General features: G+C 42.5%; 9 protein-coding genes. 8 read left to right on the top strand and 1 reads right to left on the bottom strand.

The window, feature by feature from the left end:
- The first annotated feature begins 4 nt into the window (after window positions 1-4).
- From LDO37_RS07060 to LDO37_RS07035, 6 genes are all read left to right on the top strand, one after another.
- Window positions 5-1,297 carry a response regulator gene (locus LDO37_RS07060; protein WP_126610223.1) on the top strand — a complete coding sequence of 431 codons (1,293 nt, stop codon included), beginning with the start codon at window positions 5-7 and terminating at the stop codon, window positions 1,295-1,297.
- A gap of 14 nt (window positions 1,298-1,311) precedes the next feature.
- Window positions 1,312-2,505 (top strand): EAL domain-containing response regulator, encoded by a 1,194-nt coding sequence (locus LDO37_RS07055; RefSeq protein WP_126610222.1) that lies wholly within the window; start codon window positions 1,312-1,314, stop codon window positions 2,503-2,505.
- 138 nt (window positions 2,506-2,643) lie between these two features.
- Complete coding sequence (locus LDO37_RS07050; RefSeq protein ID WP_126610221.1) at window positions 2,644-4,263, top strand: methyl-accepting chemotaxis protein; 1,620 nt, start codon at window positions 2,644-2,646, stop codon at window positions 4,261-4,263.
- A 19-nt stretch (window positions 4,264-4,282) separates the two neighbouring features.
- Window positions 4,283-5,662 (top strand): hypothetical protein, encoded by a 1,380-nt coding sequence (locus LDO37_RS07045; protein ID WP_126610220.1) that lies wholly within the window; start codon window positions 4,283-4,285, stop codon window positions 5,660-5,662.
- A gap of 9 nt (window positions 5,663-5,671) precedes the next feature.
- Window positions 5,672-6,067, top strand: a complete 396-nt coding sequence (locus LDO37_RS07040; protein ID WP_126610219.1) for a phosphate ABC transporter substrate-binding protein — start codon at window positions 5,672-5,674, stop codon at window positions 6,065-6,067.
- A gap of 284 nt (window positions 6,068-6,351) precedes the next feature.
- On the top strand, window positions 6,352-6,924 hold the full coding sequence (locus tag LDO37_RS07035) for a TetR/AcrR family transcriptional regulator (protein ID WP_224055379.1): 573 nt from the start codon (window positions 6,352-6,354) through the stop codon (window positions 6,922-6,924).
- Between the two features lie 281 nt (window positions 6,925-7,205).
- On the opposite strand, the gene gyrA is transcribed toward LDO37_RS07035, so the two are convergent.
- On the bottom strand, window positions 7,206-9,845 hold the full coding sequence (gyrA, locus tag LDO37_RS07030) for a DNA topoisomerase (ATP-hydrolyzing) subunit A (RefSeq protein WP_126608883.1): 2,640 nt from the start codon (window positions 9,843-9,845) through the stop codon (window positions 7,206-7,208).
- Between the two features lie 275 nt (window positions 9,846-10,120).
- Here gyrA and ubiG point away from each other — a divergent pair, with 275 nt between their 5' ends.
- Window positions 10,121-10,831 (top strand): bifunctional 2-polyprenyl-6-hydroxyphenol methylase/3-demethylubiquinol 3-O-methyltransferase UbiG, encoded by a 711-nt coding sequence (ubiG, locus tag LDO37_RS07025; protein WP_126608884.1) that lies wholly within the window; start codon window positions 10,121-10,123, stop codon window positions 10,829-10,831.
- Between the two features lie 744 nt (window positions 10,832-11,575).
- Window positions 11,576-13,858, top strand: coding sequence for a class 1a ribonucleoside-diphosphate reductase subunit alpha (gene nrdA, locus LDO37_RS07020; protein ID WP_126610038.1), 2,283 nt, complete (start codon window positions 11,576-11,578; stop codon window positions 13,856-13,858).
- The last annotated feature ends 49 nt before the right edge of the window (window positions 13,859-13,907 follow it).

Genomic DNA, 13,907 nt, shown 5'->3' with positions numbered 1-13,907 from the left:
ACCCATGAATACCATTCAAAATAAAAAGATTCTCGTTGTCGACGATTGCGAATTAATTCGAAATACGTCGCGGATTATGATTCTAAAGATCGGATTTTTGGCAGAAAACATTTTCATGTGTTCCAGTGCTAACCGTGCACTCTCATTATGTAAAACCCATATTTTCGATGTCATCATCATCGATCAGAACCTAGGCAACGGCGCTAGCGGATTAGAGTTTTTGCAAGCCTTACATCTACAGGAGCTTCGATCTCACGATACCATTGTGATTGTTGCGACAGCAGATAACTCGGTGAATGTTGTGCAAAGGTTTTCATCATACAACCCCAATGCCTACATCATAAAACCATTGAGAATGGATACACTCTCGACAAGTATCCAATCCAATCTCAACCTACAAAAGTTGAGTAGGAATGCTATTCATGCCTACCAACAGGCTGGGCTTAATGGATTTATGACTGCGCTAAAGTCCACGTCATCCTCCAAAAAGGCAATCCATGTCATTGAGCAGTTTTCTCACTTTAGCGTGGTACCACTTGAACATCGTCTGATCGTTCTTAAGGCATTTTTCAAGTCACACCCGACAACAAAGATCGGGCTTATCTATGCTTTCCTGCTATTACAAAAAGGAGAGATTTCACAGTCTGAATCGATATTGCACTCACTTGTTCAACGGGCGGATTACCGCCCCACTGACTACTACCCTTTCAAGCTCGCATTGTCGATGGCAAAAGGAGAGATAAAAGTCAGCAAAGAGCTGACTAATTCTATATTGAGTGGAAGGAACTGTGACCCATCAGCGATATCCAGCCTTTTGTGGACCTCATTGATTATGCCTAACCTTCTTTGTGACAACATGCTGCACCGGCTAAAACAGCGACTTGGGAAAAACTTATGGCTCGATGAAGAACACAAACTCTTGCTGTGTGCCCAACTAGCAAAAAATGATTGGAGTAAACCCAAAGCAACATGGAATTCGATTCCACTACCAACAAACAATCGGTTTTCCAGTACTTATGAAATGTTGTTTACCGCTTGGTGTGAGAGTAAATCCGGTAGTAATACCAGTCATCCGATAAATACTTTAATTAGCTCACCGTTATTTGAACATTCGTCATTAGCAAACTTGTTTCTTCTTGATGTATTAGAGCAATCCCCAAATGATACCGAACTCAATAAAGTTCATAATCGAATTAACCTTATAAGTAAAAAGGTCTTATGCTTTTTTAAAAGATCAGTCGTTATGTGCGCAACAGAAAAGCGCTCAATAGAAACACAAAGTATTCAGCTCGCATAGCTTCCGGAGTCGTAATGAATAGACACGTACTAATAATTGAAGACCATGATTTCCAGAGAAAATTCTTGCATTTACAACTGGAAAAGGCTGGGTTGAACCATATCTCTTCAGTGTCTTGCGGTACCGAAGCTCTCGATTACATCGCAAAACATCATCCTAATTTACTAATTTGCGATTTGAACATGCCAACAATGGACGGCATAGAATTGCTTCAAAAGCTCGGAGAAGAGAGTTATCAAGGTGAAATAATCATTTCCAGTGCTCAGAATGAAATCGTGATCAATTCTGCTGAAAAAATGTGCCAACAGTATGGCTTAAAACTCATTGGATTAATGGAGAAACCCGTTACATCTGAAAAGCTTTCTCTACTGCTCCATACTTCAGGTCAAGACTCATCACAAAAACCTTCAGAGCCTATTTCAATCTCTGTGACTGAAAAATCGGTCCTTAAAGGAATCGCAAATAATGAATTCGAGCTTTACTACCAACCACTTGTTAGCTTCAAGACCGGAGAATGGCTAGAAAGTGAGACACTCATTAGATGGAACCATCCAGAATATGGTGTGCTCACTCCCTACTTCTTCCTAGATAAAGTACAAGAGCTCGGGTTGTTGCATCCCATCGCATTACAAACCTTAAACCAAGCCATTCAGGATTTACCCAATACTGAATTTCGGCGGTTTGCATTTAACATCACTGCGAATGAGTTGATGAATGACGAGTTTACCCAGCATTTGTTCACACTAATTGACGACAGAACCTTGTCAGCTTCTTCCATTCGCCTTGAGCTCACAGAGTCCGACATTATACAAAACCTCGGTAAAGCACTCGCGTCTGCCACTCGAATCTGCATGAAAGGGGTAGCACTAGCAATTGACGATTTTGGCACAGGATACTCCTCTCTCAAACTATTAGAGGAGTTGCCCTTTTCAGAGCTAAAGCTCGATGTCAACTTTGTTAAAAATGTGAATAACAGCAACGTTTCGAGAGCGATTGTAGAAGCAAGCCTCTTCCTTGCTGAACGACTCAATTTCAATACGGTCGCTGAAGGAATCGAAGACAAAGCACTTTGGTCATGTTTACAAGGGCTATCAGGGGAAAATGGGTTGGCACAGGGGTATTTTATTGCTAGACCAATGCCAGTATCTCATCTAAATGAATGGCATAAAAACTGGAAAAAAAGAATTATCATCGAGGAATTATTGTAGTTTAAGAGGATAATATTCAAAATCTAAACAATGATAGATGATTGTTTAATGTAACAACTCAATAGAACTCGCCTAGCGCGATAAAATGATCAGAACTCATAAATGGTCCGATGTGATCAGCGAATATAAGTCGAAGTCATGCTACTGTCCCGCTACATTTCAATCCGCTATCAATTTATCTTGTTGCTGCTTATTGTATCTGCAAGTTTGCTGACCATCATTTTCATGAATGTCAGTATCCATAAAGAAAGCAGTGAGCGCCTTAATGCCTTAGAAAGTCGATACTACCCTGCACTAGAGCGGGCAGTAAAACTGAACTCTTTGCTTCCGAGCTTAAAACAGCAATTTGATGCCGCTGTTGTAATGGAAGATGAATCCGCACTGATCACAGCAGATGAACTCACCCAAACGCTACTCAACGATGCACAAAAAGGGGCACGTGTACTGCCTGAGTATGCCCAAAACTTTGAGAACTTCGCTTCTTCTCTACAAACATACTCTCAGCAAGCAAAACAGCTCAGCCTAGATTTTATTGAGCTGAATAGCACTTTCGACGAGTTGAGCCACCGCGCTACGCTCATCGATAAACAACTTAAAGCGCTGCACTCTATCTCCGATCAGCTTCGAGAAAACATACGAAAGCAAGTTGTAGAGACCATTCAAACGTCTGAAGCGGAAGCGAACCAAGCTTCGTCTGTTTCCATACTATTGGGTGGTATCCTTATTGTTTCCCTTGGTGTCACTTCATTTGCCATTCAACATTCCATTACAAAGTCGATTTCTTTAGTGACACAAAAGATGAAAGAGATTGCCAGTGGAGATGGCGACCTAACTGCGCGCATTGAATACAACGGTAAAGATGAAATCTCACTATTGGTTAGTCGAGTCAATCAGTTCATCGAGAAGCTACAAGTCATCATAAAAAGTACACTTAACAGTAGCAACATGCTTGAAAAAGTCTCTACTCGCATGGAATACAGCGCTCAGAACACGCTGGCTTTAAATAACCAGCAACAAATACAAATTGAAGATGTTACCCGCTCTATTGGCGAAATGCTGGGCTCTATCAAGCATGTGGTTGATTTCGCCTCACAAGCCGATCGACAAGCTCAATCTGCCAATCAAAAAGCAGAGCAAGGGGCAGAAGTCGTGACCAAGACTTCCAATCAAATAGAGTTACTCGCAGAAAAAATTCGAACTACCGCTGCCAAACTAGCTGAACTTGAATCGAATACAAATAACGTGGGTTCTATCTTGAGCACCATTCAAAATGTTGCGGAGCAAACAAACCTGCTGGCACTCAATGCCGCTATCGAAGCTGCCCGAGCGGGTGAGCACGGCCGTGGGTTTGCTGTTGTAGCTGATGAGGTTAGAGTGCTTGCCAGCAATACGCAAAGCTCAGCAACAGAAATAAATGCCCTTCTTGTAGAGCTGCAAAACGAAGCTCATGGCGCAGTTGAAGCGATGTCTCAGGGCTTAGAGAGCTCGTCGCTCGGTGTACACAACGCGCGAGAAGCTGGGCAAAGTCTGTCTGAAATCACCACGCAGGTTGCAAGTATCACTCAAGTGAATAAGCAAATTGCTCAGGCGACTGAATTGCAGCATCAAACTTCCAATCAGATCCAACAACGGCTGGATGACTTTACTGATTGTTCTCAACAAGTCTCGCATTCCACTAGCGAACTCGAATCTCTCAGTCACGAGCTAAGTAACATTGTCGCTCAACTGAGCCAATCCACCTCTCAATTTAAAGTCTAATCCCTTTCGGAGAATAAAAATGACGAACAAAACTTTTCGCCTGCTACCATTAGCGGTGATTTGCGCTGCCACGTTTTCAGCTCAAGCTGCAGACGCTAATTCAGAAAAACGTATTGAAGCACTAGAGCATCAAGTTAAGCTATTGGAAGCACAAAAGTCGTCTTCAATCGCTGACAAAATTAGCTTCAATGGCTTTGCCTCAGTCAATATGCAGGTTGCAAACAACAATCATGGCTTCGCCTACTCGACAGACAAAATCAAGTTTGACGAAGGCTCCCTAATCGGTCTTCAAAGTAAGTTTGCAATCAATGACTCAACATCAGCGACAGTACAGCTGGTTGCGCGTGGAACCAAGAAAGAGAGTTGGAGCCCTGATATTGAGTGGGCGTTTGTTAGCCATCAATTTACGCCAAACCTGAAGGTTCGAGGCGGTAAACTTCGCCTACCTCTATTTATGTACTCCGACTATCTAGAAGTGGGTTATGCGCAAGTTGGTGTTCGTGTTCCTACCGAAGTTTACGGTCCTGTCGTTGTCACGTCGCTGACGGGTGGAGACTTCATTTACGATATCGAGTTAGAAGATAGTACCCTTTCGTTCCAAGGCTTTGCGGGTTCGCAAAAGCTAACTGCGAACAAGCACTCTTATAATGCGCCAACGGAATTCAATGAAATCTTGGGTGGTGTGGTTAACTGGACTGATGATACGTGGACGTTGCGTGCTGTATATGGCCAAGCAAAAGTTTCTTCTGACGTTGATTGGAACAGCACTAGTGCAGCACTGAAACCACTTGGTGGCGTCATCGCAAACACCACCTTTGATAACGATGCTGCTAAGTTTTACGGCTTAGGTGCCCGATACGACAACGGCAGCCTAATGTTGTCCTCTGAACTGACTCGCACAGAAGTGGAAGGTTTTTACACAGATGTAGATTCAGCCTACCTAACCGCGGCATACCGCCTTAACGAAGTAACACCGTATTTCACTGTTTCGCATATGCGTACAAAAGATAACGATGTAAGAAACAAGCATTACGCGTCGGTAAAAGGAAGCACTGCTAACCTTGCTGCTCAAGCTGAAACACTATTCACTCAAGCCAAAGCGATGATGGCAATCAATCCCGGTAGGGCAGCAATCCTTATGGCTCAAGCGCAACAAAAAGCAGCTGCAGCAAAAGCCGCTGGAAGTGTTGAAGGTTCCGCAAAGGCAATCCAATCGACTCAAAACATCCAACGCACTACCTACAGCATTGGTGCTCGCTGGGATGTTATGACCAACGTGGCGCTAAAGGGAGATGTCAGTTACATGACCGATTTTGGTGACACATTTGGCGGGTTAAACTCGGAAAGCCAAGATAAAACTAACCTACTCTATACGCTAAAAGTTGACGTTGTATTTTAAGGAAGAAATATGTTGAACAAATTAATCGTTGTAGCGGCATTGGCTCTGAGTACAAGCGCAAATGCCGCAGTAGTTGTTGTTGGTAACCCTTCAATGGACGCCCTTAGTGCTGCAACCGTCAAGAAACTCTACCTTGGCAAAGCAAAATCTCTCAATATTGACGTTGTGGATCTCGCTGATGGCGACGCGCTCAAAGAGGAATTCCACCAAAAAGTCACTGGGAAAACAGAAGCGCAGTTGCAAGCTTATTGGGCAAAGCGTGTGTTTACAGGTAAAGGGCAACCACCAAAAGCTCTACCTAATGCTGATCTGGTAAAAAATACGGTTCAAACAGGCAACAACATCATCGGTTACATTGACGAAACCCAAGTTGACAGTAGTGTGAAAGTGTTGCTCAAACCTTAGTGAATTGTTGGGCAATTTGTAGGATTTCGCCAAATTGCCCTTCATTCTACATACCATTACAAATATCATTAATCACCTTACAAAACTTACAAATATTTCCTTCCAACTATATCTCACTGAATTTCATTACTATTTTTTGTTAACAATTAGTCACAAATCAATATATTTCCATACATATATATTTTGAAACGTATTTTATAGGTATTCCTGTGCATAGGGTAAATTGACATCACTCGCATCCTCAATAGAATCAATCATATCAATAAGGGGGAGCGGTATTAATTATGCCAATGAATGAAAATAGAGAAGCGATATTAAAAGCAGCTGAAGAGTTATTTTTCACCCATGCATTTAAAAGAGTGACATTTAGATTAATTGCGCAAAAAGCCGGCGTGAGTCCTGCGCTAGTTGTTTATTATTTTAAGAATAAAGAACAGTTATTTGATCAATTAATTGAAGAGCATACTCCTAGGCTTGCGAAAGAGTTTTCTTCTTTCAAATCAAGGAGCCAAGTTCAGCTATCAGAAATTATTGTAAAGTATGTACAGTTTTGGCAAAACCACCCTAATATCCCTATTCTTCTTACGCGCGGAGGATTAAGCCAAGACTTTGAATCTAGGAAGAAATTAGAGGAATCGCGCTTTAATCATGTCACCAAACAAACTTTGTATTCCGCTCTTAAAAAGGTGCCAGGTTGTAATGATATGAATATCGACTATTACTATATGTTGGTCTCTTCTCTGAGTACGCAGCCATATTTAAATATCGATAACAACGAAGCTTGTAGTAAATTTAACATCACGGACTATACCCGAGTTTTGGAAGACTTGAAATTTTCTGCCCCTTCAATGTGCTAATCAAGATTTTTTAAGAAAGGCATAGACATAATACATTGTTATGCCTTCTTGTATTAAAAATTATATGAAAAGTCGACTGCAATATTAGGAAAAATAAATAAAATAAAATAAAATAGAGTAATGTGCAGTAAAAAAATGCCTAAGTGAAAATAACATCAATGGTTAGTTCACTTAGGCATTTTTATATCCCAATAACCTAAATCCAAATAACCTAAATACTTAGATATACAAAAAAGCCATCAGCGTAATGCTGATGGCTTTCAACTTATTGGATACTGAGATTACTCTTCAGAATCTTTTTGTTCTGGTGCATCTTGCTCTGAAGCTGATTCAGGCTGCTCAGCATTACTTTCAGCTGTCGCTTCTGTCTCTTCGCCTTCAGGTACGTCAGACTCTTCGATTTCTTCGATACGTTGCAAACCAACAACGTTTTCGTCTTCAGCCGTTCTAATTAGGGTTACACCCTGAGTATTACGACCTACCTGGCTTACTTCAGATACGCGAGTACGAACAAGAGTACCGGCGTCGGTAATCATCATAAACTCGTCGTTTTCTTCCGTTTGTACGGCACCGACTACACAGCCGTTACGGTCTGAAACTTTGATAGAAACAACACCTTGAGTCGCACGACCTTTCGTAGGGTACTCAGCAAGAGGTGTACGTTTACCGTAACCATTTTGCGTGACTGTTAGAATGTCACCTTCATTTGAAGGAACAATCAACGAGACCACTTGGTCGCCTTCAGCCAGCTTCATACCGCGAACACCCGCAGCAGTTCGACCCATTGCACGTACTTTACCTTCTTCAAAGCGTACAACTTTACCTTGCTGGGAGAACAACATAATGTCGCTTTCGCCGTCAGTAATGTCTACACCAATCAACGAGTCATCGTCACGTAGGTTAACAGCAATGAGACCGTTAGAACGTACATTGGCAAACTGGTCTAGAGACGTCTTCTTAACCGTTCCGTCACCCGTTGCCATAAAGATATACTTATCTGCAGAGTATTCAGATACCGGTAAGATCGCGGTAATACGCTCGCCATCCTCAAGAGGAAGAATGTTTACAATTGGTTTACCACGCGCATTTCGGCTCGCTTGAGGTAATTGATAAACTTTCAGGCGATATGTCTTACCACGAGTAGAGAAGCACAAGATATTATCGTGCGTATTCGCAACCAATAGACGTTCGATGTAATCTTCATCTTTCATCTTAGTTGCACTCTTACCTTTACCACCACGGCGCTGCGCTTCGTAATCGCTTAGAATTTGGTACTTAACATAGCCTTCGTGAGACAGAGTAACGACTACGTCTTCTTGGGCGATAAGCTCTTCCATATCGATATCATGGACAGCCGCAGTAATTTCTGTACGACGCTGATCACCAAAGCCTTCACGCACGGCTTCAAGCTCTTCGCGGATCACTTCCATCAAGCGCTCTGTGCTCGCAAGGATGTGCATCAATTCTGCGATTTCTTCTAGAAGCTCTTTGTACTCGTCTAGAATTTTCTCGTGCTCAAGACCTGTCAACTTATGTAAACGAAGATCTAGAATCGCTTGCGCTTGCGTTTCAGTTAAGAAGTACTGACCATCACGAATACCGTATTCAGGCTCAAGCCAATCTGGACGAGCTGCATCATTACCCGTACTTTCAAGCATGGCAGCAACGTTACCCAAATCCCAACCTCGAGCAACAAGACCTGCTTTCGCTTCTGCTGGTGTAGCCGCATTTCGGATAAGCTCGATGATTTCATCGATATTAGCCAACGCTAGAGCAAGTGCTTCAAGGATGTGCGCACGATCGCGAGCTTTACGCAATTCAAAAATAGTACGACGAGTCACAACCTCACGGCGGTGATCGACAAAGCACTTAAGCATGTCTTTCAGATTGAACAACTGTGGCTGACCGTTGTTCAGCGCAACCATGTTGATACCGAAAGTTGTTTGCAACTGAGTTTGAGCGTAAAGGTTGTTAAGAACCACTTCGCCTACCGCGTCACGCTTACATTCAATAACAATACGCATACCGTCTTTATCGGACTCATCACGTAGTGCACTGATGCCTTCAACTTTCTTATCTTTTACTAACTCAGCGATCTTTTCGATAAGACGCGCTTTGTTCACCTGATATGGAATTTCAGTGACAATAATGGTCTCTTTACCATTTTTGTCTGCTTCGACCTCTGCTTTTGATCGCATGTAGATCTTGCCACGACCGGTCTTGTAAGCGTCAACAATGCCTTTACGACCGCTAATCAATGCTGCCGTAGGAAAGTCTGGTCCTGGAATGTAATCCATCAACTCATCGATTGTGATTTCTTCATTATTAATGAATGCCAAGCATCCATCGATCACTTCGGTTAAGTTGTGAGGAGGAATATTCGTTGCCATACCTACTGCGATACCAGAGGCACCGTTTACCAGCAAGTTAGGAATCTTTGTAGGAAGTACTGCAGGGATCTGCTCTGTACCGTCGTAGTTTGGTACGTAATCCACTGTCTCTTTGTCGAGGTCAGCAAGCAGTTCATGGGCAATTTTCGCCATACGAACTTCGGTATAACGCATTGCCGCTGCAGAGTCGCCATCTATCGAGCCAAAGTTACCTTGACCATCGACGAGCATATAGCGAAGTGAAAACGGCTGCGCCATACGCACAATCGTATCGTAAACTGCACTATCACCATGAGGGTGATATTTACCGATGACATCACCTACCACACGGGCAGATTTTTTATATGGTTTATTCCAATCATTGCCTAGTACATTCATCGCGAATAAAACGCGGCGGTGTACTGGTTTTAGGCCATCACGCACATCTGGAAGAGCACGACCCACGATAACTGACATCGCGTAGTCTAGGTATGAACCTCTGAGCTCATCTTCAATGTTTACGGGCGTGATCTCTTTAGCTAGATCGCTCATAGAGCCATTATCCCTCTATAGTTTGATCGTATGTTAGATACGTACAAGGTTCAAAAATATAACACACAAATACCCCGTTCGGCATCTCTTTCCCCTTCGTTTTATCAGGTTGTGACCTTGGTTGTGATTCAATCGTTGAGAAATCGTACAGAAAAACTTTATCTGTATGAATTATAGCCATATTGTGATGCCTAATTTCACAAAATTGGAATTCAGGTGTTCTCCTGCTTTTCAGTCGCTATAATGCTTCAATCCTAATCCTGAGTATGATTGTTATGACCAAACAACAAAATGTCGATCCTGCGGAAATCAAAAAGTTTGAAGATATGGCTTCCAGATGGTGGGATTTAGAAGGCGAATTTAAACCTCTCCACCAGATCAACCCATTAAGACTGAATTACGTTCAGGATAATTGCCAGGGTCTATTCGGAAAAAAAGTACTCGATGTGGGTTGTGGCGGAGGCATACTTGCCGAAAGTATGGCGAAAGAAGGTGCTGAAGTCACAGGTTTGGATATGGGTAAAGAACCACTCGAAGTGGCTCGACTCCATGCATTGGAAACGGGTACAAAACTGGAATATGTTCAAAGCACTGTAGAAGATCATGCGGCAGAACATCCAGAAAGGTATGACGTAGTAACTTGTATGGAGATGCTGGAACACGTCCCCGATCCACTTTCTGTTATTCAGTCCTGTGCTAAACTGGTGAAGCCTGAGGGTAAGGTCTTTTTCTCCACTTTAAACCGCAATTTCAAATCTTACTTATTTGCAATTGTTGGCGCAGAGCACCTTTTGAAACTCGTGCCTAAAGGTACGCACGATCATGAGAAGTTTATCCGCCCAGCAGAACTTCTAAAAATGATCGATAAAACTGACTTGTTTGAACAGTCGATAACCGGATTACATTACAACCCGCTGACCGATACTTACTCTCTCGGCAGCAATGTCGACGTAAACTATATCGTTCACACAGCACGCCTTAGTTAGTATCAACACTGCCTGTTCCAACTGGTGCAGGCAACCATTTTTGAAACTGTCTTTTCCTTACTTAGATTCTATATCTCTGACTTCCTCTACTTCGCTATACAGCGACTTCTTTAGCCATCTCTTCTGCCAACAGAGATCCGCATTGTAGACCTTTAAGTTATTCAAATTTTCTTTAATCTACTGAGTTTTTTTATACGCCTAAATCATCCTAATTTGTTTTATAAGCAACGTATTTTACTGCGCTCTAAAAATTTGAGTTTCAGATATAGTTTTCATTCAATTTCTGAAAAAATGAGACACCAAACAAGAAAGTTAAAATTTTGTCAAAAGTAGAGATTCATCGCCTTTTCGCACAATATGACAACGACTTGTGTGACCTTTGTACAGCTTAATTTTAGGGTCGATTTTTTCCTAAAGATCAAGAAAAATATTTTTTCCTCTGCTCATAATTAAAACACTCTGGAATTGGATCTTTTTTACAGGTAATCTCCGCCTAAAATGATAGGTTAGTGCCTACTTACGATTTTTTTTCTCCCCCCAACTTATCCACAAGTCTTTCAACTTATCCAACTTGAAAAATCGGTCACCGCGCACTATCTTGTAACTCGTTCAACCGAACAACACCACATATAGTGTTTTGACGCACAATATGTAGTGGATATAGATCACAAAGCCGACTACATTTTTACAAGAACTACCAAAGAAATACGGCTTTTAGCAGTTTCGTCAGGGAAATCTACCAGAATGAACCAACAACTAACTGTGACAAAAAGGGACGGTCGCAAAGAAAACATTGATTTGGAGAAGATCCATCGCGTTATCGCATGGGCTGCAGAAGGACTAGACAATGTTTCCGTTTCTCAAGTTGAATTAAAGTCACACATTCAATTTTACGACGGTATTACAACGTCGGACATACATGAAACCATTATCAAATCTGCTGCTGACTTAATCTCTGAAGAGTCTCCAGATTATCAATATCTAGCTGCTCGACTCGCTGTATTCCATTTGCGTAAAAAAGCGTACGGACAGTTTGAGCCACCAACACTTTATAAACACGTTTCCGAGTTGGTTGATGCTGGCAAGTACGATAAGCACCTAATCGAAGATTACACGCAATCTGAGTTTGAAGAATTGAACAGCTTCATTGACCATAGCCGCGATATGAATTTCTCATACGCAGCCGTGAAGCAACTTGAAGGTAAATACTTCGTTCAGAACCGCGTAACCAAAGAAATCTACGAGAGCGCGCAGTTCCTTTACATACTGGTTGCAGCATGTTTGTTTGCGAAGTACCCGAAAGATACGCGACTTGATTACATTAAACGCTTCTACGATGCGGCTTCAACATTTAAGATTTCCCTACCTACACCGATTATGTCTGGTGTACGTACGCCTACTCGCCAGTTCAGCTCTTGTGTGCTGATTGAGTGTGATGACAGCCTCGATTCTATCAATGCGACTTCTAGCGCGATCGTGCGTTACGTTTCTCAACGTGCAGGTATCGGTATTAACGCTGGTCGTATTCGTGCGTTGGGTTCTGAAATACGCAACGGTGAAGCTTTCCATACTGGCTGTATCCCATTCTACAAATACTTCCAAACAGCGGTTAAATGCTGCTCTCAAGGTGGTGTTCGTGGTGGTGCAGCCACAGTATTCTACCCACTGTGGCACCGCGAAGTTCAATCTTTACTGGTATTAAAGAACAACCGTGGTGTAGAAGAAAACCGTGTACGTCACATGGATTACGGCGTACAGATCAACAAAATGATGTACTCGCGTTTGATTAAGGGCGGAAACGTTTCTCTGTTCTCTCCTTCGGACGTCCCTGGTCTATACGATGCGTTCTTTGAAAACCAAGATGAGTTCGATCGTCTATACGAAAAGTACGAAGCCGACGAATCTATTAAACGTGAAACAGTGAAAGCAGTCGATTTATTCTCTCTTCTTCTGCAAGAGCGTGCTTCTACTGGGCGTATCTACATTCAAAACGTAGACCACTGTAATACTCACAGCCCGTTTGATCCGGCTGTAGCACCGGTTCGTCAATCTAACCTTTGTTTGGAAATCGCGCTTCCTACTAAGCCTCTGAACAATGTTGAAGACGACCAAGGTGAAATTGCACTATGTACGCTTTCTGCGTTCAACCTAGGCGCTATAGAAAGCCTTGATGATTTTGAAGAACTGTCTGACTTGGTTGTTCGTGCTCTTGATGCATTACTAGATTATCAAGACTACCCACTTCCGGCTGCTCGTAAGTCGACCATGAATCGTCGTACGTTGGGTGTAGGTGTGATTAACTATGCTTACTACCTTGCTAAAAACGGCGTGAAGTATTCAGATGGCAGCGCAAATGGTCTAACACACCGTACATTTGAAGCGATTCAGTACTACCTATTGAAAGCGTCAATGAACCTAGCAAAAGAGCAAGGCGCGTGTCCTCTGTTCAACGAGACCAACTACGCGAAAGGTTTGTTGCCTATCGACACATACAAGAAAGACCTTGATAAGGTATGTGACGAACCACTGCATTACGATTGGGATACGCTACGTAAAGAAATCGTGGAACATGGTCTTCGTAACTCGACGTTATCGGCGCTAATGCCATCTGAAACATCTTCGCAAATTTCTAACGCGACTAATGGTATCGAACCACCACGTGGCTTCGTTTCTGTAAAAGCATCGAAAGACGGTATTTTGAAGCAAGTTGTACCTGATTACGTCAATTTGAAAGAAAACTACGAATTGCTTTGGACTATCCCGTCAAACAATGGCTATTTGCAGCTTGTAGGCGTTATGCAGAAATTTGTGGACCAAGCAATTTCTGCGAACACTAACTATGACCCAAGTGTTCAGCCAAACGGCAAAGTTCCGATGAAGCTTCTGATGCAAGACTTGCTAACCGCATACAAGTACGGTCTTAAGACGCTTTACTACCACAACACTCGTGATGGTGCGAGTGATGAACAATCAGAAGCAGCGAAGGCTCAAGAAGATGATTGTGCAGGCGGCGCTTGTAAGATTTAAAGCTTTGGGCATCGACTCAGAGTAAAAGTTAAAACAGCCTCTTTGATTT

It is taken from the genome of Vibrio penaeicida, assembly GCF_019977755.1.
GTDB classification, from domain to species: domain Bacteria; phylum Pseudomonadota; class Gammaproteobacteria; order Enterobacterales; family Vibrionaceae; genus Vibrio; species Vibrio penaeicida.
This window is presented reverse-complemented; position numbering and strand designations above follow the sequence as displayed.

What these genes read in the sequence shown, in the direction of transcription:
- ubiG (WP_126608884.1), top strand. Translation starts at nt 10,121, where the DNA reads ATGACCAAACAACAAAATGTCGATCCTGCGGAAATCAAAAAGTTTGAA.
- LDO37_RS07050 (WP_126610221.1), top strand. Translation starts at nt 2,644, where the DNA reads ATGCTACTGTCCCGCTACATTTCAATCCGCTATCAATTTATCTTGTTG.
- LDO37_RS07035 (WP_224055379.1), top strand. Translation starts at nt 6,352, where the DNA reads ATGCCAATGAATGAAAATAGAGAAGCGATATTAAAAGCAGCTGAAGAG.
- LDO37_RS07045 (WP_126610220.1), top strand. Translation starts at nt 4,283, where the DNA reads ATGACGAACAAAACTTTTCGCCTGCTACCATTAGCGGTGATTTGCGCT.
- LDO37_RS07055 (WP_126610222.1), top strand. Translation starts at nt 1,312, where the DNA reads ATGAATAGACACGTACTAATAATTGAAGACCATGATTTCCAGAGAAAA.
- nrdA (WP_126610038.1), top strand. Translation starts at nt 11,576, where the DNA reads ATGAACCAACAACTAACTGTGACAAAAAGGGACGGTCGCAAAGAAAAC.
- gyrA (WP_126608883.1), bottom strand. Translation starts at nt 9,845, where the DNA reads ATGAGCGATCTAGCTAAAGAGATCACGCCCGTAAACATTGAAGATGAG.
- LDO37_RS07040 (WP_126610219.1), top strand. Translation starts at nt 5,672, where the DNA reads ATGTTGAACAAATTAATCGTTGTAGCGGCATTGGCTCTGAGTACAAGC.
- LDO37_RS07060 (WP_126610223.1), top strand. Translation starts at nt 5, where the DNA reads ATGAATACCATTCAAAATAAAAAGATTCTCGTTGTCGACGATTGCGAA.